Here is a 19,480-nt window from a genome sequence, read left to right as displayed (position 1 = left end):
AAATGCCATATTGCAAAAACTGCAACAAGGAGCAGGCAATGGCATTGGACATGTTGCGGGAAATCCAGGCGTTCGTCAGCGTGGCCCACAAGCGCAGCTTCGTGGCCGCCGCACGTGCACTGGGGCGCTCGCCCAGTGCGGTAACCCGCGCGGTACAAACCCTGGAAGACAACGCCGCCAGCAAGCTGCTCAACCGCAACGCCAACGCCGTAACCCTCACCGAAGCCGGCGAGCGCCTGTTGCCCCATGCCGAACGTTTGCTGGATGTGCAACGTGATGCTGCCGACGCGTTGGCCGCGCTCAGCGGCAGCGCCCAAGGCTGGATACGCTTTGCCGTACCGCAACTGCTGGGTGAACATGTATTGCCACAGGTGCTTGCCGAGTTCTCCCGCTGCCACCCCGGGGTGACCCTGGACATAACGTACTGCGACGAAACCCTCGACCCGCTGCAAGGCAAGTTCGATTTCGTGGTGCGTGGGGCCTTCCCGCAATCAAGCGAGCTGATCGGCTACCCGCTGTGGGCCTACCAGCGCCATCTGTATGCCAGCCCGGCGTACCTGGCCGTGGCCGGCACGCCACAGCAACCGGAAGACCTCGAAGGGCATGCATTGATCCTGCACACCGCGCCGCGCATCCTCAAGGCCTGGCATTTTTACCGCGACGGCCAGATCACCAGCCTGCGCCCAAGGCCCAGGTTGCGCCTGGACTCAGGTGACGCGGTGTACCACAGCACCCTGGCCGGCGCAGGCATCGCCCGCCTGGCCGCCTGGGTTGGCGAAGCGCAGGTCAGGGCCGGACGGCTGGTGCGCGTGTGCCCGCACTACCGCCTGACTTCCAGCAGCGGCCAGGACCCGCAAATGCATGCCGTGTACCCTGCCGGCGAGCTGCCAGCGCGGGTGCGCGACTTGCTGACGGCGTTGCGCCGCGCCGGCCTCGCCTGCTGAAACAGCCCCCTGAAATGACTGTTCAATTTCTGCTCAATTTAACAGAGACCGCAGCGGGCTTGGCTTTCAGCACTTTATCCACAGACCTACCCACGTTTTTTGTGGACAGATTTCCCTACGCAAAGAACGACTTATCGCACAACCAGCAACGCGGTGTTTGCCAGCTTGACCAGCTCGATCCACTCCGACGTACTGATCACTCCAGCCTGCTCCAACAGCAAGGCATCGCGCAGTGCCTGGTCATAAACCTGCTCATCAAGTGTGCCTTCAGCAAGAAAACGGCTACGCCACTCCAGCACGGCTGAAGTGCCTTTCTTGTATTCCATTGATGTATCGACTCCAAGGCAAAATGACCGGCCCGAATGAGCGGCGGCGGGAGACTACACGAGGCTTTTGCACTTGAGAATGACTTGCACCTACCGCTGGTCCAGCAGTGCAGGAAGGGAGAATACTGGCCAATTGGTCAGGGATTGGGCCCGCCACTTGAAATAGACGGGCCGCGGAGGGAAAACGCAGTTGCAGTCAGCTTGGCGGAATGGTGCCAAGAATACCAATCAGAATGGTCAGCAGCAGAAAACCACCCAGGAACAGCGCCAGCTTGCCCATTGGAACCTCTACAGTTTTGATGCGGGAATGGGCTTATTGTCAGGCTTGGGCTGATACGGTTACAGATTCAGGTTTGTGGAAAAAAAGCGGATCAGATGCACTGTGCAGATTCTTCATGGTGCTTATTGCTTAAACTTTCAACGACCGGGGCGGGCAGCGCTTATGAGGTCAGTTGCTGAAGCTTTTGCGCCGATGGTCACTGACCTGCAGGGCGACAATTGCTACATGAGATTTCAAAAAGGACTAAAGGCTCCGATTGCAACCACGCCGGGTGGCCTGCCCCTCGAAGGGTGAATGCACCCAGCTGGGGCGGGAAGTTGAGCGCAATCGCGAGCACATGAATTGAAACGTAGTTTGTAGGATTGTTTACTCTGCGCTGTAGGAAGAATCGCGGCACTGGGAATCACCTGTATGAAACATCAGTTTCTCCAGCAAATCCGAGCTGCTACGGTCCATTTTTCCTACAACGGCACGGAAGCCTACAGCGTGAGAAAAGCATGGACCCGTTCAACACTTCGGCCCTGAAGCTACAGAAAAAATTGCTCGATCTGCGTCTTGAGTGTGACCGCCTGAGAAGTGAGGGCAAAGACCAGGAAGCGGACCGCCTCGCTGGCCCTATTGCACGGATTGAGGCGGCTATCAGGCAGTTGCCGGATAGCCTGAGGCCCGTGACCTTGCAGTGACCGCTGCTGCTCCCACAAAGTATGCCCAGCCTTGCAGGAGCAGCCCTGTCGCGATACAACGCGGCTCCTGCAAAAGCGCGCAGCTCGGGCAATCACTTCAGAACAGTTTGACTGTGTAACTGAGGATCAACCGGTTCTCGTCGATGTCGGTCCGGTAATTGGAGCGCGCCATCACGTTGCGCACCCGTACCCCAAGGCCGGCCAGCGGCCCACTCTGTACCACGTAGGCCAAGTCCAGATCGCGCTCGCGGTCACGCCCTTCATAGCCCAGCCCGGTGTCCACATCCCGCCCCTTCACATAACGCAGGGTCGACGTCAGGCCCGGAAGGCCCAAGGCGACGAAGTTGTAATCATGCCGCACCTGCCACGAGCGTTCGCCCGGCGCGGAAAACTCATAAGTCGGCAGCGTATTACCCATCGGGTTGGTGTTGGCTCCCACCTGGATAAAACCGTCCTCGCCGCCGATCTGCTGGTAGCCCGCGTAAAAGGTATGCCCGCCGGTCTTGGCCGAGAACAGGCTGAACAACGCATGGTTGTCATAATCGCCGGCGATCTTGCGCCCGTCCTCGCGGGCATCGAAGTAGCCGGCGTTGACCCCCAGCGTCCAGTCCCCGACCGGCTCGGCGTGCTTGAAGCTATAAAACCGCTGCTGGTAGACATCCTCCAACTGCGCCTGCCACAGGCCAACGCTGGTGCGGTTATCGTTGAAGGCGTAGTCGGCGCCAACGTAGTTGAAGCGGTCGCTGGTAAAACGCGCCAGCCGCGCCGGGTTGATCGGGTCGTTGACCAGCGCGTACATCTTCTGGCTGTTGGAGGAGTCGCGCAGGCTGGTGGAGCGGAACTGGCCGGCACTCAGTGTCAACCCGGCAAACTCGCGCGACTCCAGCATCGCGCCCTGGTAGGTGGGCGGCAGCAGACGCAAGTCGCTGAACAGCAGCACAGGCAGGTTGGGCATCAACTCGCCCACCTTCAGCTCGGTTTGCGACACCTTGAACTTGATCGCCGCCCCAAGCCGGCTGTATTCGTCCGCCGACTTGCCGCTGTCCAGGCTGGGCAGCAACCCGGACCTGGCATGCGCCGGGCTGCTGTCGAGCTTGAAACCGAGCAGGCCGATAACATCCACACCGATGCCAACGGTGCCCTGGGTATAACCGGAACTGGCATTGAGGATGAAACCCTGCGCCCATTCCTGAGTACGCGACTGGGTGCTGGCACCCTTGATATCGGCATAGTCGCGGCTGAAGAAATAATTGCGCGCCTGCAGCGTGGCGCGAGCACCTTCGATAAAACCGGCCTCTTCTGCCGAGGCCTCTGCACACAATGCGGCGGCAATACAACCGCCGGCCAGACGCGCAGACGAAGAAAAACGCGGTGCAGTGAAACCTTGCATGGGGCTACTCCTGGATTCGGGCAACAGCAACCCGGCGCAGCGGCCATGTATGGCCACCCACGTGGGGTTGCAGCGAGAGGGGGGGCGGCAGGCGGGCGCCCGGCCCGCCTGCCCTGCCGTTGCTTGAAACGCTGGGCCGCTAGCGGTTGACCAGCTTCGCCGGCAAGGCGATGACCAGGAAGCAGCTGAGGATCAGGCACCCGGCAAATACCCACAGGGCAGCGTGCGAGGTCCCGGTAAGGTCGGTGACCACGCCCATCAGTGAGTTGCTCACCAGGCCCGCGATGTTGGCGACCGAACAGGCCAGGGCAAAGCCGGTGGCGGCTGCAGTACCTTTAAGGAAGGTGGCCGGCAGGCTGAAGAACACCGGCACCGCGCCGATGATCGCTGCCGAGGCAATGGCGAACAGCACCACGGTCATCACCAGGTTCTGGCTGAACAAGGTGCTGCTGGCCATGGCAATTGCACCAATGATGAACGGCACGATGATGTGCCAACGGCGCTCACGGTGGCGGTCGGAGCTGGCCCCGATCATCAGCATGCCGGCCAGGGCGGCCAGGCTCGGAATGGCCGTGAGCAAGCCGATGTGGAAGGTGTCGCTGACGCCCGCATCGCGGATGAAGGTCGGCATCCAGAACCCCATGGCGTAGGCACTGAGCAAAATCGAAAAGTCGATGCCCCCCAGCATCCATACCTTCAGGTTGAAAAAGCCGTCACGGAAGCTGTGCTTGCTGTCCTTGCCCTCGGCATCGTCGGCGGCCAGGTCTGCCGCCAGTTGGGCCTTGTCTTCAGCCGACAGCCACTTGGCCTGCTGGAAGTGGTTGGGCAATGCCCAGAATGTGAGGATGCCCAGCAGCACGCTGGGGATCGCCTCCAGCAAAAACAGCCACTGCCAGCCGTGCAGGCCATGCACCTGGTCGAAATTGCCCATGATCCAGCCAGAAATCGGCCCGCCGATCACGCTCGACAATGGCAGCCCGATCATGAACAGGGCAATGATGCGCCCGCGCCGGTAGGTGGGGTACCACATGGTCAGGTAGAACAGCACGCCCGGCAGGAAGCCGGCCTCGGCCGCGCCGAGCAGGAAACGCAGGATGTAGAACTGCGTGGTGGTGCTGACGAACATGGTGCAGGCCGACAGCAGGCCCCAGGTGATCATGATGCGGGCGATCCACAGCTTGGCGCCAACGCGCTGCAGGATCAGGTTGCTCGGCACTTCGAAAATGATATAGCCGACGAAGAACAGCCCGGCACCCAGGCCATAGGCCGCTGTGCTGAACTGCAGGTCTTCGAGCATCTGCAGCTTGGCGAAGCCGACATTGATGCGGTCCAGATAAGCTGCGAGGTAGCAGAAGCACAGGAAGGGGATGAGCCTCCAGGTGATCTTGCTGTACAGCGCTTTCGTGCCATGGTCGATGTCACTGTGGACCGTGGTTGCATTCGCAATTGGCATTTCCTGTCTCCTGGCGGGCGACTTTGTGGTTGTTTTAAGGCCAGCAGTGTTCGACGCGCCGGGCACCCCGCGCACTATACGCGGCGTGCCTGGGCAGCGCCTGAAGACCCCGAGTGCTCCTGCGGGGCGACCGCCCGGACAGCAGGCGGTCATGGACGGGCTTCCCGCACCGTTCCTTGATTGTTATGGATAAGGGCTGCCCGGCACTCAGCCGGCCAGGTGCCTGAGTTGCTGCATGGCGTCCTGCCGGGTGACGACATCGCCGTACTTGCTGTCGATGTCGAACAGGTTGGCTTCATGCGGGTCGTTGTGGCGATCACCGACGCACTCGCGCACCACGATGGTTCGAAACCCGTGCTGCATGGCATCCACCGCACTTGCGCGGATGCAGCCGCTGGTCGAGCAGCCGGCCAGCACCACGGTATCCACGCCTTGAGCATGCAGCAGCGGGGCCAGGCTGGTGGCGAAGAAGGCACTGGCGTACTGCTTGCTCAGCACCACCTCCCCTGCCTGTGGCGCAACGGCCTCGCAGAACGCCGCCAGCGGGTTGCCTTCGACCATGTCCTTCATCACCGGCGCCTTGCGCACCCACACGCCGCCGTCAGCAAAATGCGGCGGCTGGTAGCGGATGTTGGTATGCACCACCAGGGTACCGCAGTCGCGGGCCAGCGCCAGCAGGCCGGCGGCCTGCTCGACCGCCGCAACCACGCCCGGGGCGTACAGCGGTGCGCCGGGGGTGGTGTAGCCCTGCATGAAGTCGATCATCAGCAGGGCCGGCTTGCGGCCAAAGCCGATGCGCTGGCCCCACACGCCCTGGTAGTTGTCACGTGCGCTTTGTGCGTCGCTCATGTCCGTCCCCAATTTCAGTAGGCGCCCGACAGCAGGGCACCGGCGCCCGGCACGACCGGCTCCAGGTCCAGCGCCTTGAGCATGGCGTAGGTGGTGGCGATGGCAGCGGTCACCACCGGCTTGCCGGTTTGCGCCTCAACCTTGGCCACGGCCGGCAGCGATTGCATCTGCACGCAGGCCGAGAGCACCACCACATCGACGCCCTCAAGGTTCATGCCGGCGACGATGCCTGGCAGGTTGGCCGGGTCGTGGCGGGCCACGGCGAGGTTGTCAGGGATTTCCAGCGCGCGCCAGTCCTGCACCTCGAAGCCTTCCTCGCGGATATAGTTCACCACCAGCTCGGTCAACGGCTTCATGTACGGCGCGACGATGGCAATGCGCTTGGCCTTCATCACATGCAAGGCCTCCACCAGCGCCCCGGCGCTGGTGATCACCGGTGCCAGTGCGTCATTGTCGGCGGTAGCCTGCCGCAAGCGCTTTTCCGATTGGCGGTGATAGCCCAGGCCCATGGCCATGATCGCCACCAGGCACGCGTAGCCCAGCACATCGACCTTGGCGTCGGACAGCTCCACGGCGCAGCGGTCGGACTCGGCGTCCATGGCGGCCAGCTCTTCCTTCTTCACCTGCTTCATGCGCATGCGGCTGGAATGGAAGGTGAAGCGCTCGGGGCGGATCGCCTGGCGGGCATTGAGCATCGCCGGGATTTCGGTTTCCATCGTGGTGTTCGAGCTCGGCACGATCTGGCCGATGCGGTATAGCTTGGTCATGTCTCGTGCTCCGTCAGACGAGGGGTTGGTCGAGGAAGTCGCCAAAGGCGGCAAAGAAACCGTCCAGGTCATCCCAAGGGATCATGTGGCCGGCGTTGTCCACGCGCGCGACCTGGATATCCGGCTTGAGCTCGCGAATTTCGGCGATGTCACGGGGCTCGATCACCCCGCCCCGCCCGGCCACCATCAGCAATGCCGGCTGGCGCACTGCGGGCAAGTACTGGTGGATATCCACGTCGTGGAAATCATCGAAGGCCCGCACGATCGCTGGCTCGTAACAGGTGTGCAGCCATTCGGCGCGCAGCGCCAGCTGCTCGTCGCTCCAGGTAGCGCAGAAGGCGCGCATGTCGTCGCCGTTCATGCCCACAGTGGCCTGGCGGATCGAATCCACATACCACGGCAGCTTGCTCGGGTAGGCACGCCGGCCCGGCCCGGACACTGGCGGGTCTACCAGCACCAGCCGCTGCAGCCCCGGTGCTCCCTGGGCCGCCGCGCGAATGGCAAAGCGCGCGCCCATCGAGTGCCCGACCAGGTGGTAACTGTCCAGGCCCAGCGCTGCGGCAAAAGCCGGAATGTCCGCAGCACAGGCGTCGGTGCCGTAGTCCAGTTCGGGGCCGCTTGAAGACAAGCCGCGCCCGCGCACATCCAGCACGTAGGTGTCGAAGTACAACCCAAGGCGCTGGGCGACGAAGCCCCAGGTAATCGCCGGGCTGGTGATGCCCGGCACCAGGATCAACGCGTGGCCCTTGCCGCCATAGCGCAGGTAGTGCTGGCGGATGCCATTGGCGCTGACGTTACCGCCAGCGACGAAGGTGCTCATGCTGCCTCCCCGCTTTTCAGCGCCTGCCCGTACAGGTCGTAACCGTAGACCCAGGCCGGGTCTTCCTGGCTGTAGAGGAAGGTGTTGGCGTTCGACACCGCCTGCACCTGCGATGCCCGCTCCTTGCGGTTGGCCTCATAAAGCGCAAACGCCGTGCGGTGGTCGGACAGCCCGGTCTCTTGCAGGCAACGGGTCAGCATGGCCGCGTCCTCGATGGCCATGCACGCCCCCTGGGCCATGTGTGGCTTCATCGGGTGGCAGGCATCGCCCAGCAACACCAGGCGGCCACGGCTCCACAACGGCAACGGGTTGCGGTTGCGCAGCGGCCACTTGGTAATCGACTCGGTAGCGTCGATCAGCTTCTGCACGGTTGGGTGGTAGCCTTCGAAGGCCGCGCGCATTTCTTCCTGGCTGCTGTCGACGAACGCACCCTGGAAGTCCCACGCCTCATGTGGCACACCGGTGACGAAGTAGTACTCGTCGCGTTTGCCGGTGGTGTAATAGACCATCATGTGGCGGTCCTCGGACCACCATTTGACGCAAGGCTCGAACACATCGGCATGTTGCGCCAGGTTCACGCCACGGATCAGCGCCCGGTGCGCCACCCAGCCGCTGTAGATCGGCGCTTCAGCCCCCAGCAGCTCTTCACGGATCTTCGAGTGAATGCCGTCGGCCCCAATGACGATGTCGGCCACGGTGTGGGTACCGTCAGCAAAGGTCAGGCGTACCTGGTCGCCTTCGTCGACAATCGTTTCCAGGCGCTTGCCGAAGTGCACGGTGCCCGGCTTGATTGCCTCGATCTGCAGGGCATGCAGGTCGCCACGGTGGATGGTGATATAGGCAGCGCCGTACTCGCGCCGGGCAAACTCGCCCAGCGGGATACGCGCCAGGTAATCACCGCTGTTGCCATCGCGGCTGAACCAGAAGTCCGGGTGTGAGCCCATCAGCTCCAGCTTCTGCTCCAGCCCCATGCGGCGGAAGATCTTCATCACATTAGGGCCGATATGAATGCCTGCCCCAAGGCGGGTGAACGCCGGCGCCTGCTCGAACACTTCGACATCGAACCCGGCCTGCTGCAGCAACGTGGCGGCGGCTGCCCCACCCAGACCTGCACCGACGATTGCGATTTTCTGCCTACCCCGCATGGGTATGTCTCCTCTTGTTCTGATGTGTGGCCAGCGGTTCGACCGCCTGACGATTTAGAGCGTATACGCTACAAATCACTTTTGGAAAGAGGCCTGTGAAAATATTTTTAAAACAGCCAGGCGAAAGTACATTCGGCGCCTTGCTACCGAAAATATTGAGCACTGTGTGGATAGGTAACGTTGTGACAGATAACTTGCGCTTGCTGACCGGATGCGCTTACATCTGCAAAAGTAGGGTGTACACACTGTTGTTTTGCACCGAGATGACGCACCTGGCACTGCCATGGTGCACCCCTGTCAACGTCACCCAGGAGAACCCCGATGCCGGTGAGCAATGCACAACTGACCCAGATGTTCGAGCACGTACTGAAGCTGTCTCGTGTGGATGAAACGCAGAGCGTGGCCGTGCTCAAGAGCCACTACTCAGACCCGCGCACGGTCAACGCCGCCATGGAAGCCGCCCAGCGCTTGAAGGCCAAGGTGTATGCCGTAGAGTTGCCAGCGTTCAACCACCCCACCGCCATGGGCAACGACATGACGGCCTACTGTGGCGATACCGCGCTGACCGGCAACCTGGCGGCGCAGCGGGCGCTGGAAGCGGCCGACCTGGTCGTCGACACCATGATGCTGCTGCACTCGCCCGAGCAGGAGCAGATCCTCAAGACTGGCACGCGCATCCTGCTGGCCGTAGAGCCACCCGAGGTGCTGGCACGCATGCTGCCAACCGAAGCCGACAAACACCGGGTGCTGGCCGCCGAAACCCTGCTAAAGCAGGCCCGTAGCATGCATGTGCGGTCCAAGGCTGGCAGCGACTTTCACGCCCCGCTCGGCCAGTACCCGGCCGTGACCGAGTACGGCTATGCTGACGAACCGGGGCGCTGGGATCACTGGCCCAGCGGCTTCCTGTTCACCTGGCCCAACGAGGACAGCGCCGAGGGCACGCTGGTGCTGGACGTGGGCGACATCATCCTGCCATTCAAGAACTACTGCCGCGAGCGCATCACCCTGGAGATCGAAAAAGGCTTTATCACCGGTATCCACGGCGGCTTCGAGGCCGAATACCTGCGCGAATACATGAGGTACTTCAACGACCCCGAGGTATACGGCATCTCACACATCGGCTGGGGCCTGCAGCCGCGCGCGCAGTGGACGGCCATGGGCCTGCACGACCGCAACGACGGCATGTGCATGGACGCCCGTGCGTTCTACGGCAACTTCCTGTTCTCCACCGGCCCCAATACCGAGGTCGGCGGCAAGCGCAAGACCCCATGCCACCTGGATATCCCGCTGCGCAACTGCGATATCTATCTGGATGACAAGGCCGTGGTGCTGGCCGGCGACGTGGTCGCACCAGAGGAGTCGCGGGCGCGATAGTGGTTATACTGGCCGGGCGCTCCGCTATTGGCGGCCGGCCAGCACCTTTCCACCAGCCCAAGCCATCCTATGCCAAAGAAAACCACACCCAGCAGCGCCCCGCTCGACACCACCCCCTATGACGTCACCGAACAGGTCGGCCATTTGCTCCGCAAGGCCTACCAGCGGCACACGGCGATCTTCCAGCAGCAGGCCTGCGACCCGCAGCTTACCTCGATCCAGTTCGTCACCCTGTGCGCCCTGCGTGACCACGGCCCCAGCTCCCAGGCCGAACTGATCAAGGCCACCGCAGTGGACCAGGCCACCATCCGCGGCATCGTCGAGCGCCTGAAAACCCGCGAACTGGTGCAGCTGTCGCCAGACCCGGGCGACCGGCGCAAGGTCATTGTCGAACTCACCGACAGCGGCGCGGCCTTGCTCGACGCAATGATCCCCTGCGCCCGGCAGATCAGCGAATTGAGCATGGGCAGCCTGAATGCCGGCGAACGCGTGGCCATTTTGTACCTGCTGCGCAAGATGATCGACAGCGACGAGAACCTGGGCTGAAATTGGTTGTAACTGCCGCGCTTGCCGTCACAGATACGCGGCCTTCGAGATCGAGCGCCGCGCGGGCGGCGCTCGATTGCCCAGGCGCCGATGATGTTCCGCCATACCCCCCATCACAGCGCTCTGCAAATTCCTCTCTGGCCTGCTTCTTGCTCACTCATTTCATGTAGTGAGTACTTACCGAAAATCTCGCGCCATGTGAGTCCTTTGGTAGCGCAAGCAACCTCCAGAGATGAGCCAACAATGCAAACAACCATCTCCCTGCGGATCAACGGCCAGCCTGTCGAAGTCAGCGCCATGCCCGACACCCCGCTGCTGCTGATCCTGCGCAACGACCTGTGCCTGAATGGGCCCAAATATGGCTGCGGCCTGGGTGAATGCGGGGCGTGCACGGTGATCATCGACGGCGTGGCCGCGCGCTCGTGCGTCATCCCCCTGGCCGGTGCTGCGGGCCGCGATATCACCACCCTCGAAGGGCTGGGCAGCAAGGCCGCCCCACACCCGGTGCAACAGGCGTTTATCGACGAACAGGCCGCCCAGTGTGGCTACTGCATGAACGGCATGATCATGACCGCCAAGGCCCTGCTCGACCGCATTCCCGCCCCCAGCGACGAACAGATTCGCAACGAACTGTCCGGCAACCTGTGCCGCTGCGGCACCCACGTCGAAATCCTGCGCGCCGTGCGCCGCGCCGCCGACACCCGGAGGAAAGCATGAACCACTCACAACAGGTGCCCAGCCGCGAGCAGTTGCTGGCCAAGACGGGTGTGTTGCTGATCGTCGACCAGATCACCCCTCCCTCGGGCCCCGTGGCCAAGGGTGTTACCCCTGTGGTCAAGGCGCGCGAGCTGGCGTTGTTTATCGCTGTCAGCGACGACGGCATGGTCTACGCCTTCAACGGCCACGTCGACCTGGGCACTGGCATCCGTACCTCGCTGGCGCAAATCGTCGCCGAGGAGCTGGACCTGCGCATGGACCAGGTGCACATGGTGCTGGGCGACACCGAGCGGGCCCCCAACCAGGGCGCGACCATTGCCAGCGCCACCCTGCAGATTTCTGCCGTGCCACTGCGCAAGGCGGCCGCCACGGCGCGGCGCTTTCTGTTGCAACAGGCCGCGCAACGGCTTGGCTGCGCGGCCGAAGCGCTGCGCATTGAAAACGGCGCAGTCATTGCCAGCAACGGCAGCACCCTGAGCTTTGCCGAACTGGTGCAAGGCGAAAACCACCAGTTGCCCATTGCCGACGATGCCCCGCTAAAAGCCATCGAGGACTACCGCCTGGTCGGGCGTAGCACCGCACGGGTAGACATCCCCGGCAAGGCCACCGGCGAGCTGACCTATGTGCATGACATGCGCCTGCCCGGCATGCTTCACGGCCGGGTGATCCGCCCGCCCTACGCCGGCCACGACAGTGGCGACTTTGTCGGCAACAGCCTGCTGGCGGTGGATGAATCGTCCATCGCCCATTTGCCCGGCGTGGTGGCCGTGGTCGTCATCCGCGACTTTGTCGGCGTGGTGGCCGAGCGCGAAGAGCAAGCGATCCGCGCAGCCCAGGCGCTGAAAATCAGCTGGAAGCCATTCACAGGCAAGCTGCCCGACCTCAGCGATGTCGCCCAGGCCATCCGCGACAACCCGCGCGTACAACGTACCGTGCTGGACCAGGGCGATGTTGACGGTGGCCTCGCCAATGCCAGCCAGCGCCTGAGCCGCAGCTACCTATGGCCGTACCAGTTGCACGCATCGATCGGCCCGTCGTGCGCGCTGGCCGATTTCACCGACGGGCCGATCCGCGTGTGGTCCGGCACGCAGAACCCGCACCTGCTGCGCGCCGACCTGGCCTGGCTGCTGGCGTGCGACGAAGCCCGCATCGAGATTATTCGCATGGAGGCCGCCGGTTGCTATGGTCGCAACTGCGCCGATGACGTGTGCGCCGATGCGGTGCTGCTGTCGCGGGCGGTACAGCACCCGGTGCGGGTGCAGCTGACCCGCGAGCAGGAGCACGTGTGGGAGCCCAAGGGCACTGCGCAGTTGATGGAAATCGACGGCGGCCTGAACGCCGATGGCAGCGTGGCCGCCTATGACTTCCAGACCAGCTACCCGTCCAATGGCGCCCCCACCCTGGCCCTGCTGCTGACCGGCGCCGTGGAGCCGGTGCCGGCCCTGTTCGAAATGGGCGACCGCACCTCGATCCCGCCTTATGACTACGAACACATGCGCGTCACCATAAACGACATGACGCCACTGGTACGTGCCTCGTGGATGCGTGGCGTGTCGGCCATGCCCAACAGCTTCGCCCACGAGTCGTACATCGATGAGCTGGCCTTTGCCGCTGGCGTCGACCCGGTCGAATACCGCCTCAGCCACCTGTCCGACCCGCGCGCCATCGACCTGGTCAAGGCCACCGCCGAACGCGCCGAATGGCAGCCGCATACCCGCCCCATGCAGGCGCAGGCCGAAGGTGACGTGCTGCGCGGCAGGGGCTTTGCCTACGCGCGCTATATCCATAGCAAGTTCCCAGGGTTTGGCGCGGCCTGGGCGGCATGGGTGGCCGATGTCGCAGTGGACCGGCGCACCGGTGAAGTGGCCGTCACCCGCGTGGTGATCGGCCACGATGCCGGGATGATGGTCAACCCTGAAGGCGTGCGCCATCAGATCCACGGCAACGTCATCCAGTCCACCAGCCGGGTGCTCAAGGAACAGGTCAGCTTCGAAGCGTCGACGGTGGCCAGCAAGGAATGGGGCGGCTACCCGATCCTGACCTTCCCCGAACTGCCGGCCATCGACGTGATGATGCTGCCGCGTCAGCACGAAGCGCCGATGGGCAGTGGCGAGTCGGCCTCGGTACCCAGCGCGGCGGCCATCGCCAATGCCATTTTCGACGCGACCGGCATTCGCTTTCGCGAGCTGCCGATCACGGCAGAACGGGTGCGTGCCGCCCTCGATGGCCAACGTCAGGGCCCTGATGCACCAGCGCAGCCCACGCCTAAACGTTCAAAGTGGTGGTTCGGCTCGCTGGCCGGGGTATTCGGCGCTGCATTGGGTGTGCTCGCCACCGCCTTGCCGTGGCGCGCCGAAATCGCCCCGGTAACCCCGCCAGGCGCTGGCAGCTGGAGCGCCGCGATGCTCGAGCGCGGGCGCCAGGTGGCCGCGGCCGGTGACTGCGCCGTATGCCATACGGTCAACGGTGGCAACGTCAATGCAGGTGGGCTGGCGATGGAAACGCCGTTCGGCACCCTGTACAGCACCAACATCACGCCCGACCCGCAAACCGGCATCGGCCGCTGGTCGTTCGGCGCCTTCGAGCGGGCCATGCGCGAAGGTATCAGCCGCGACGGTCGGCACCTGTACCCGGCCTTTCCCTACACCTCGTTTCGCAACATCAACGATGCCGACATGCAGGCGCTGTATGCCTACCTGATGTCGCAGACCCCGGTACGCCAGGAAGCACCCGCCAACCAGATGCGCTTCCCGTTCAACCAGCGGCCGCTCATGGCCGGCTGGAATGCGCTGTTTCTGCAACGCGGCGAATACCAGCCCGACCCGCAGCGCAGTGCGCAGTGGAACCGCGGCGCCTACCTGGTCGACGGCCTGGGCCACTGCACAGCCTGCCACTCGCCGCGCAACCTGATGGGGGCGGAAAAAGGCGGCAGCAGCTACCTGGCCGGCGGCATGGTCGATGGCTGGGAAGCCCCGGCCCTGAATGCGCTGGGCAAATCATCCACGCCGTGGAGCGAAGACGAGCTGTTCAGCTACCTGAGCACCGGCTTCTCCGAAAAGCACGGTGTGGCGGCCGGCCCCATGGGCCCGGTGGTCAGCGAACTGGCCACCCTGCCAAAGCGTGACGTGCGTGCCATTGCCCACTACCTCGGCTCACTCGACGGCGAGCCGCGGGCAGTGGCCACCAAGGCCGCGCCCCAGGTGGACACGCAGGTGTCGCTGAGCAACGGCGAGCGGGTATTCAAAGGCGCGTGCATGGCCTGCCACAGCGATGGGCTGGGGCCGAAGCTGTTTGGCGTCAGCCCGTCGATGGCGGTCAACAGCAACGTCCACAGCGCTCTGCCGGACAACCTGCTGCGCGTGGTGCTGCACGGCATTGCCACCCCGGCCACCCGTGACCTGGGCTACATGCCCGGCTTCAAGGACAGCCTGTCGGACCGCCAGGTCGCCGACCTGGCAGCTTATCTGCGCCAGCGCTTCGCTGCCGACAAGCCGGCCTGGCAAGGGCTGGCGGCCAAGGCCGCGCAGGTGCGCGCCAACCCCGGCAGCCACTGAGCGTCAGCGGCGCAGGCCGCGCAGGGCAAGGTCGCTGATAAACGCCAGCCAGTCGGCCTTGGCCTGTTTGTCGGCCAGGTCCACGGCCAGAAACGAGCTGAGGGTATGGCGGTTGGAATTATAGAAATAGCAGAGCGAGGCAATCATCAGGTAGGCGTGGGTGATGTCGATGTCGTCGCGGAACAGGCCCTTGGCCTGGCCTGCTTCAATGATCGGCCGCAGCACGCCCACCGCTTCGCCGGACAGCGCCTTGAGGTTCTGCGACTTGCGCGCGTGCTGGCCCTGATGCAGGTTTTCGGTGGCGAGAATGGTGACGAATTCGGGGTGCCGCACGTAGTAGTCCCAGATGAACGCCACCAGCTCACGCAGGGCCTGTTCCGGGTCGCCGAGGTCGATGCGCAGCTTGGCTTCGGCCTGGTTGAAGCTGGCATAGATGTGCTCCAGCACGCTGATGAACAGCTTTTCCTTGCTGCCGAAGTAGTAATAGATCATCCGGTCGTTGGACTTGGCCAGTGTGGAGATCTGCTCGATGCGCCCACCGGTGAAGCCTTCCTTGCTGAAGACCTTCACCGCAGCCTTGAGAATGTTGTCCCGGGTGCGGTCGGCCTGTTGGGCGCGAACACCGGTTTTGCGAGTTTGCATGTCGGTCCCTGAGGGGGCTGGCCAGATACCCAACACTGCCACAGACGTTGGGCCATTGCGCGGCTTTTTCGGCTGGGCTGACACGATAAACGCGGGGGAGCTGAACATGCGACAGGGCACGGCAACGGGCCAGGGCCGGGGATACGGTGTGGCTGTGCACCGTGCTGCCACCTACGGCTCGGCACCCCGTTCGTCTTGGGTGATGCTTCGCTGGGCGCGTGTCAGGCAGTTGACCAGGTGCAGCCGCATGGCAGCACGGGCAGCACCGGCATCCTTGCGGGTGACCGCGGCATGCACTTGCTCGCGCTCCAGCGCCTCCAGTGCCCGCTGCTGGGCATCGCACGCCGGCATGGCCTGCTGCGCCACCGCCAACAAGGTATGCCCAAGGTGGGTCATGGTGTCGATGAAAAAACTGTTGCCCGTGCATTGGGCTATGCGCAGGTGAAACTCGAAGTCGGTTCGCATGCAGGGCGCTGACTGCGTATCAACGGCCTCATCCAGCGCCGCCCGCATGGCAGCCAGTTGCCCTGCGGTAGCACGCTGGGCAGCAATGGCAGCCGCCTCGACCTCCAGGCAAAGCCGCAGCTCGATGATCGCCACCTCATTGTAAGCATCGCCCATTCCAGGGCTGGTACTCTGGAAGTCACCTGCCGGGATGGCGTCTACGACGAAGGTGCCGATACCACGACGGGTTTCGACCAGGCCTTCGGCCTGCAACCGAGAAATGGCTTCACGCACCACGGTACGGCTTACGCCTCGCGCTTTGGTCATGGCTTCTTCGGTGGGCAGTTTGCTACCCGCTGGCAATTCACCCGAGAGAATCTGCTGCGACAGGTCATGCACCAGTTGCTGGGCGAGATTCAGGCGTTTTTCCGGGGTGGCGGATGCCATTGTGTGAACCCTTGATAAGCGGAAGACCCCGGAGTATACCCGCAGCCTGGTGCCAAAACGCACTATACTGGCCGCTGTTCAGACGCGAGCACAGCAATGCCAGACCACACCGCCAGCCCCTCCCAACCGCCCCGCCGCCTGGCCGAAGCGCTGGTCGAACGCTTCGCCGAGCGCATGCGCGAAGGCACACTCAAGCGTGGCGACAAGCTGCCCACCGAAGCCACGCTAATCGCAACCGAAGGTGTCAGCCGCTCGGTGATACGCGAGGCTTTATCACGCATGCAGGCCGCGGGCCTGGTCGAGACTCGCCATGGTGTCGGCACCTTCGTGCTGGACATGCCGGCACCGGAGAGCTTCAACGTGGGGCCGGCAACCATCAGCCTGCTGTCCGATGTGCTCGACCTGCTGGAATACCGCCTGAGCCTTGAAGTGCAAGCCGCCGGCATGGCCGCCGAACGGGCCACGCCGCAAGCGCTGGAAGAACTGCATCAAGCACTTGAAGCCTTGATGCAGGGCCCGGAAAAATCCGGCAGCACCACCAACGCTGATTTCCAGTTCCACCTGAAAATTGCCAAGGCCGCAGGCAACCAGTACCTGATCGATATCATGAAGCATCTGGGCACCAAGATGATCCCCCGCACGCGCATGAACTCTGCCTACACCGGCCAGAGCAACCGCAGCACCTACCTGGCCGGTATCAACGCCGAACATCAGCAGATCTACGATGCCATCGCCAGCCGCCAGGTTGATGCGGCGCGCGCTGCCATGTACCTGCACCTGAGCAACAGCCGTACGCGCCTGCGTGAGGCGCAACGGCTACAGGCTTTTTACAGCGAGGCCTGAAGCTAAGGCGCAGGCTCCACATCCGTGAAGGCCAGCCCTTGGCTGCCCTGTACCTGCCAAGGGTTAGCGCCTTCGGTGTGGGTGAAGCGAAGCCCGACGAAGCGCGAATCTTTCAGGCCATCGATCTTGACCGGGGCCGGCCCGCTGAAACGTACACGCTCGAACACCAGCCCCTGATGCCAGGCGCCATGGCTGCTATCGCCCTTCACCTCGATGGCAGCGGTGCTGGCGTTTTCCACGCTCACGTCGCTGACCGTGATGTCACGAAACTGCCCCGCCACCGTCGAGCGCTTGTAGTCGAGCTTGGCATTCGGGTCGTTGTAATCCAGGGTGAAGATGAAGGCCTGTTTTGCGGTATTGCGAATGGCTGAATCACGGAAGGTCACGTGGCGTGCGCCACCGCCCATGAAGTTGGTGCTTTTCATGCGCAGCCCGGCATCGGTGCCATCCGAGACGTTGTCTTCGGCCAGGATGTTCTGGATCCAGGCGCCGGTGTGGCTGCCCGCCACGATCATTCCATGGCCTTTGCGGAAATAGTTGTTGAAGATCCAGGCATCTTCCTGCGGCTTTTGGTGGACCGCACCCGCACCGGTGCCAGCGGCGAAGTTGACGCAGTCGTCACCGGTGTCGAAGAAGTTGTTGAACACCAGGGCGCCGCGGCTGTTGGCAAACTCGATACCGTCGCCGTTGTTGGCGTCGTAGGTACGGTGCGTGGTGTTGGCCAGCACCACATTCTGCGTTTCCAGGTTCATGATGCCGTGATAGGCCGGGTTGACCACCGTGAAGCCTCCATAGAACACGTTTTCCACATTGCGCAGGGTAATCAGCGACGAGCGCATCTGGCCGTACGCGTCCTTGACATTCATGCCCTCGGCAACCGCCCGCTCTACTTGCGCCTTGGCCAGCACGCCGTCGTGCATGTAGCGGGTGTTGTCGCTGGGCAGGTAGAAGGGCAAGGCTCGCCCGCGCTCGTCGAGCACATCCGGGTTACGCTTCCAGCCATTGCCGTCGATCGTGCCCTTGCCAACGATGCGGATGTTCTCGAAGGCCTGATGCGCCTGCGGGTCGCGCGGCAACGCGTTGATCAGCGAGGCCGGGCGCACGGTGGTGGAATACGGGTACTGGATATAGCCTTCGCGCGGGTAGTCCTCGGCATGCTCGGAGCCCAACAGGGTAGCGCCCTCGGCGATTTCCAGGGTCATGTTGCTCTTGAGGTAGAGCGCCCCGCTCTTGTACGTGCCGGCAGGCAGCAGCACCTTGCAGTCCTTGCTGCAAGCGTCGATGGCACGCTGGATGGCGGCCGTGTCGAGCGCCTTGCCATCGCCCTTGGCACCGTAGCGCTGCACATTGAACAGTGCCGGTACGGCCGTGGTTCGCTGCACAACCACGGGGCTATCAGCAGACTCCTTGCCTTTGCTATCGACCGAGCGCACGGTGAAGCGATACTCGGTATCGGGCGCAAGCCCCTGGGCGGTGAAGCTGTGAATGGCGATGCGGTGATGGAAGTTCTGCGTGTCCTGCTGGTAGAAGTGGTCGATGTAAGGCTTGGCCGGTGAGACCTGGTCATTGTTGGCGTTGCTGCCACCGAGCAGCTTGCCATTGGCATAGACATGGTAATCGACGATCTCGGCGTGGTCGGCCGGCTTCTCCCAGACCAGGATGATCTGTTGCTCATCGTAGGCCAGCGTCGGCACCTGGAGTTTGGCGGGCGCGTCCAGCGCCAAGAGCGGCAGGCTGCAGCCCATGGCCAGGGCACTCAGCAGTGCACGCGCCAGTGGGTGTTTGCGTGCAGCGACAGCAGGGTGTGCATACGGCATGGTTTTTATCTTCCTTGTTTTTGCCATTGATAACGCCACGCTTGCGCGGCCGAACCGCGTGGCTCAGGCCGTCAACGCGGCTTGCTCGAGGTACTGGCTGCGGTTGACGAAGGTCTCCCGGGTCATTTCCCTCACATCCATTGATAGCGCCTCGACCTCGGGCAGCAGGCCGACCAGCGCCGCCACCCCCGCCGAGGCGAGGCTGCGCCGCTGCTCGGCGCTGCGCCCGGCGAACAGGTACAGTGCAACATGCACGAAATCATCCTGCCCGGCGCCGCAGCGGTAATGGCTGAAGGTGTTCAGCCGCGCCTTGATGTCGCCGGGCTTGAACAGCCCACTGGCATCGATGGCGTCGTGCACGGCGGCCAGCAGCGTCTGCTCGCCAACCCGCTCAGCCAAGCTGGCCGGGCAATCGATAATGCAATGAGGCATGGTGGAT

18 protein-coding genes are annotated in these 19,480 nt (G+C 63.4%); 7 read left to right on the top strand and 11 right to left on the bottom strand.

Going from position 1 to position 19,480, the window contains the following annotated elements:
* Positions 1–38: 38 nt before the first annotated feature.
* The gene (locus AC07XM_RS11650) at positions 39–944 is read left to right on the top strand and encodes a LysR family transcriptional regulator (RefSeq protein ID WP_016487971.1); all 906 of its coding nucleotides are present in this window, start codon (positions 39–41) and stop codon (positions 942–944) included.
* 131 nt (positions 945–1,075) lie between these two features.
* Here AC07XM_RS11650 and AC07XM_RS11645 read toward each other — a convergent pair whose 3' ends face one another.
* Positions 1,076–1,270: a hypothetical protein gene (locus AC07XM_RS11645; RefSeq protein ID WP_016487972.1), complete on the bottom strand. Its 195-nt coding sequence runs from the start codon at positions 1,268–1,270 to the stop codon at positions 1,076–1,078.
* A gap of 777 nt (positions 1,271–2,047) precedes the next feature.
* Between AC07XM_RS11645 and AC07XM_RS11640 the strand changes: the two genes are divergently transcribed.
* A complete protein-coding gene (locus AC07XM_RS11640; protein ID WP_016487973.1) occupies positions 2,048–2,233 on the top strand; it encodes a hypothetical protein in 186 nt (61 codons plus the stop codon).
* A gap of 97 nt (positions 2,234–2,330) precedes the next feature.
* Here AC07XM_RS11640 and AC07XM_RS11635 read toward each other — a convergent pair whose 3' ends face one another.
* The 6 genes from AC07XM_RS11635 to nicC form a co-directional block, all read right to left on the bottom strand.
* Positions 2,331–3,623: an OprD family porin gene (locus AC07XM_RS11635; protein WP_016487974.1), complete on the bottom strand. Its 1,293-nt coding sequence runs from the start codon at positions 3,621–3,623 to the stop codon at positions 2,331–2,333.
* A 139-nt stretch (positions 3,624–3,762) separates the two neighbouring features.
* Positions 3,763–5,076: an MFS transporter gene (locus AC07XM_RS11630; protein ID WP_016487975.1), complete on the bottom strand. Its 1,314-nt coding sequence runs from the start codon at positions 5,074–5,076 to the stop codon at positions 3,763–3,765.
* Positions 5,077–5,283: 207 nt separating this feature from the next.
* Complete coding sequence (locus AC07XM_RS11625) at positions 5,284–5,925, bottom strand: N-carbamoylsarcosine amidohydrolase (protein WP_016487976.1); 642 nt, start codon at positions 5,923–5,925, stop codon at positions 5,284–5,286.
* 14 nt (positions 5,926–5,939) lie between these two features.
* Positions 5,940–6,692 carry a maleate cis-trans isomerase family protein gene (locus AC07XM_RS11620; protein ID WP_016487977.1) on the bottom strand — a complete coding sequence of 251 codons (753 nt, stop codon included), beginning with the start codon at positions 6,690–6,692 and terminating at the stop codon, positions 5,940–5,942.
* A 13-nt stretch (positions 6,693–6,705) separates the two neighbouring features.
* Positions 6,706–7,512 (bottom strand): N-formylmaleamate deformylase, encoded by an 807-nt coding sequence (gene nicD / locus AC07XM_RS11615; protein WP_060517150.1) that lies wholly within the window; start codon positions 7,510–7,512, stop codon positions 6,706–6,708.
* Complete coding sequence (gene nicC / locus AC07XM_RS11610; RefSeq protein WP_016487979.1) at positions 7,509–8,657, bottom strand: 6-hydroxynicotinate 3-monooxygenase; 1,149 nt, start codon at positions 8,655–8,657, stop codon at positions 7,509–7,511. Before nicC ends, nicD begins: the two co-directional genes overlap by 4 nt.
* Before the next feature lie 321 nt (positions 8,658–8,978).
* Between nicC and AC07XM_RS11605 the strand changes: the two genes are divergently transcribed.
* From AC07XM_RS11605 to AC07XM_RS11590, 4 genes are all read left to right on the top strand, one after another.
* Positions 8,979–10,031, top strand: coding sequence for a 2,5-dihydroxypyridine 5,6-dioxygenase (locus AC07XM_RS11605; RefSeq protein WP_016487980.1), 1,053 nt, complete (start codon positions 8,979–8,981; stop codon positions 10,029–10,031).
* Between the two features lie 69 nt (positions 10,032–10,100).
* Positions 10,101–10,577, top strand: coding sequence for a MarR family winged helix-turn-helix transcriptional regulator (locus AC07XM_RS11600; protein WP_016487981.1), 477 nt, complete (start codon positions 10,101–10,103; stop codon positions 10,575–10,577).
* Positions 10,578–10,820: 243 nt separating this feature from the next.
* Positions 10,821–11,294 (top strand): (2Fe-2S)-binding protein, encoded by a 474-nt coding sequence (locus AC07XM_RS11595; protein WP_016487982.1) that lies wholly within the window; start codon positions 10,821–10,823, stop codon positions 11,292–11,294.
* The gene (locus tag AC07XM_RS11590; protein WP_102689105.1) at positions 11,291–14,848 is read left to right on the top strand and encodes a molybdopterin cofactor-binding domain-containing protein; all 3,558 of its coding nucleotides are present in this window, start codon (positions 11,291–11,293) and stop codon (positions 14,846–14,848) included. The genes AC07XM_RS11595 and AC07XM_RS11590 overlap by 4 nt, the downstream gene beginning before the upstream one ends.
* 3 nt (positions 14,849–14,851) lie before the next feature.
* On the opposite strand, the gene AC07XM_RS11585 is transcribed toward AC07XM_RS11590, so the two are convergent.
* Positions 14,852–15,490 (bottom strand): TetR/AcrR family transcriptional regulator, encoded by a 639-nt coding sequence (locus AC07XM_RS11585; RefSeq protein WP_096426444.1) that lies wholly within the window; start codon positions 15,488–15,490, stop codon positions 14,852–14,854.
* A 171-nt stretch (positions 15,491–15,661) separates the two neighbouring features.
* Entirely contained in the window at positions 15,662–16,381 is a 720-nt protein-coding gene (locus tag AC07XM_RS11580; protein ID WP_102689104.1) for a FadR/GntR family transcriptional regulator, read from the bottom strand.
* Positions 16,382–16,477: 96 nt separating this feature from the next.
* On the opposite strand from AC07XM_RS11580, the gene AC07XM_RS11575 reads away from it, so the two are divergent.
* Positions 16,478–17,224 (top strand): FadR/GntR family transcriptional regulator, encoded by a 747-nt coding sequence (locus AC07XM_RS11575; RefSeq protein WP_016487986.1) that lies wholly within the window; start codon positions 16,478–16,480, stop codon positions 17,222–17,224.
* A 2-nt stretch (positions 17,225–17,226) separates the two neighbouring features.
* Here the strand turns inward: AC07XM_RS11575 and AC07XM_RS11570 are convergent, their stop codons facing one another.
* Both AC07XM_RS11570 and AC07XM_RS11565 read right to left on the bottom strand, forming a co-directional pair.
* Positions 17,227–19,041, bottom strand: coding sequence for a glycosyl hydrolase family 28 protein (locus AC07XM_RS11570; protein ID WP_016487987.1), 1,815 nt, complete (start codon positions 19,039–19,041; stop codon positions 17,227–17,229).
* Between the two features lie 63 nt (positions 19,042–19,104).
* A complete protein-coding gene (locus AC07XM_RS11565) occupies positions 19,105–19,473 on the bottom strand; it encodes a 5-carboxymethyl-2-hydroxymuconate Delta-isomerase (protein ID WP_016487988.1) in 369 nt (122 codons plus the stop codon).
* Positions 19,474–19,480: the final 7 nt, after the last annotated feature.

Source organism: Pseudomonas sp. GW460-LB5, from assembly GCF_059423245.1.
This window is presented reverse-complemented; position numbering and strand designations above follow the sequence as displayed.

Bases quoted from the DNA above. Each gene is read 5' to 3' on its own strand.
- AC07XM_RS11650 (WP_016487971.1), top strand. From the start codon at position 39: ATGGCATTGGACATGTTGCGGGAAATCCAGGCGTTCGTCAGCGTGGCC.
- AC07XM_RS11645 (WP_016487972.1), bottom strand. From the start codon at position 1,270: ATGGAATACAAGAAAGGCACTTCAGCCGTGCTGGAGTGGCGTAGCCGT.
- AC07XM_RS11640 (WP_016487973.1), top strand. From the start codon at position 2,048: ATGGACCCGTTCAACACTTCGGCCCTGAAGCTACAGAAAAAATTGCTC.
- AC07XM_RS11635 (WP_016487974.1), bottom strand. From the start codon at position 3,623: ATGCAAGGTTTCACTGCACCGCGTTTTTCTTCGTCTGCGCGTCTGGCC.
- AC07XM_RS11630 (WP_016487975.1), bottom strand. From the start codon at position 5,076: ATGCCAATTGCGAATGCAACCACGGTCCACAGTGACATCGACCATGGC.
- AC07XM_RS11625 (WP_016487976.1), bottom strand. From the start codon at position 5,925: ATGAGCGACGCACAAAGCGCACGTGACAACTACCAGGGCGTGTGGGGC.
- AC07XM_RS11620 (WP_016487977.1), bottom strand. From the start codon at position 6,692: ATGACCAAGCTATACCGCATCGGCCAGATCGTGCCGAGCTCGAACACC.
- nicD (WP_060517150.1), bottom strand. From the start codon at position 7,512: ATGAGCACCTTCGTCGCTGGCGGTAACGTCAGCGCCAATGGCATCCGC.
- nicC (WP_016487979.1), bottom strand. From the start codon at position 8,657: ATGCGGGGTAGGCAGAAAATCGCAATCGTCGGTGCAGGTCTGGGTGGG.
- AC07XM_RS11605 (WP_016487980.1), top strand. From the start codon at position 8,979: ATGCCGGTGAGCAATGCACAACTGACCCAGATGTTCGAGCACGTACTG.
- AC07XM_RS11600 (WP_016487981.1), top strand. From the start codon at position 10,101: ATGCCAAAGAAAACCACACCCAGCAGCGCCCCGCTCGACACCACCCCC.
- AC07XM_RS11595 (WP_016487982.1), top strand. From the start codon at position 10,821: ATGCAAACAACCATCTCCCTGCGGATCAACGGCCAGCCTGTCGAAGTC.
- AC07XM_RS11590 (WP_102689105.1), top strand. From the start codon at position 11,291: ATGAACCACTCACAACAGGTGCCCAGCCGCGAGCAGTTGCTGGCCAAG.
- AC07XM_RS11585 (WP_096426444.1), bottom strand. From the start codon at position 15,490: ATGCAAACTCGCAAAACCGGTGTTCGCGCCCAACAGGCCGACCGCACC.
- AC07XM_RS11580 (WP_102689104.1), bottom strand. From the start codon at position 16,381: ATGGCATCCGCCACCCCGGAAAAACGCCTGAATCTCGCCCAGCAACTG.
- AC07XM_RS11575 (WP_016487986.1), top strand. From the start codon at position 16,478: ATGCCAGACCACACCGCCAGCCCCTCCCAACCGCCCCGCCGCCTGGCC.
- AC07XM_RS11570 (WP_016487987.1), bottom strand. From the start codon at position 19,041: ATGCCGTATGCACACCCTGCTGTCGCTGCACGCAAACACCCACTGGCG.
- AC07XM_RS11565 (WP_016487988.1), bottom strand. From the start codon at position 19,473: ATGCCTCATTGCATTATCGATTGCCCGGCCAGCTTGGCTGAGCGGGTT.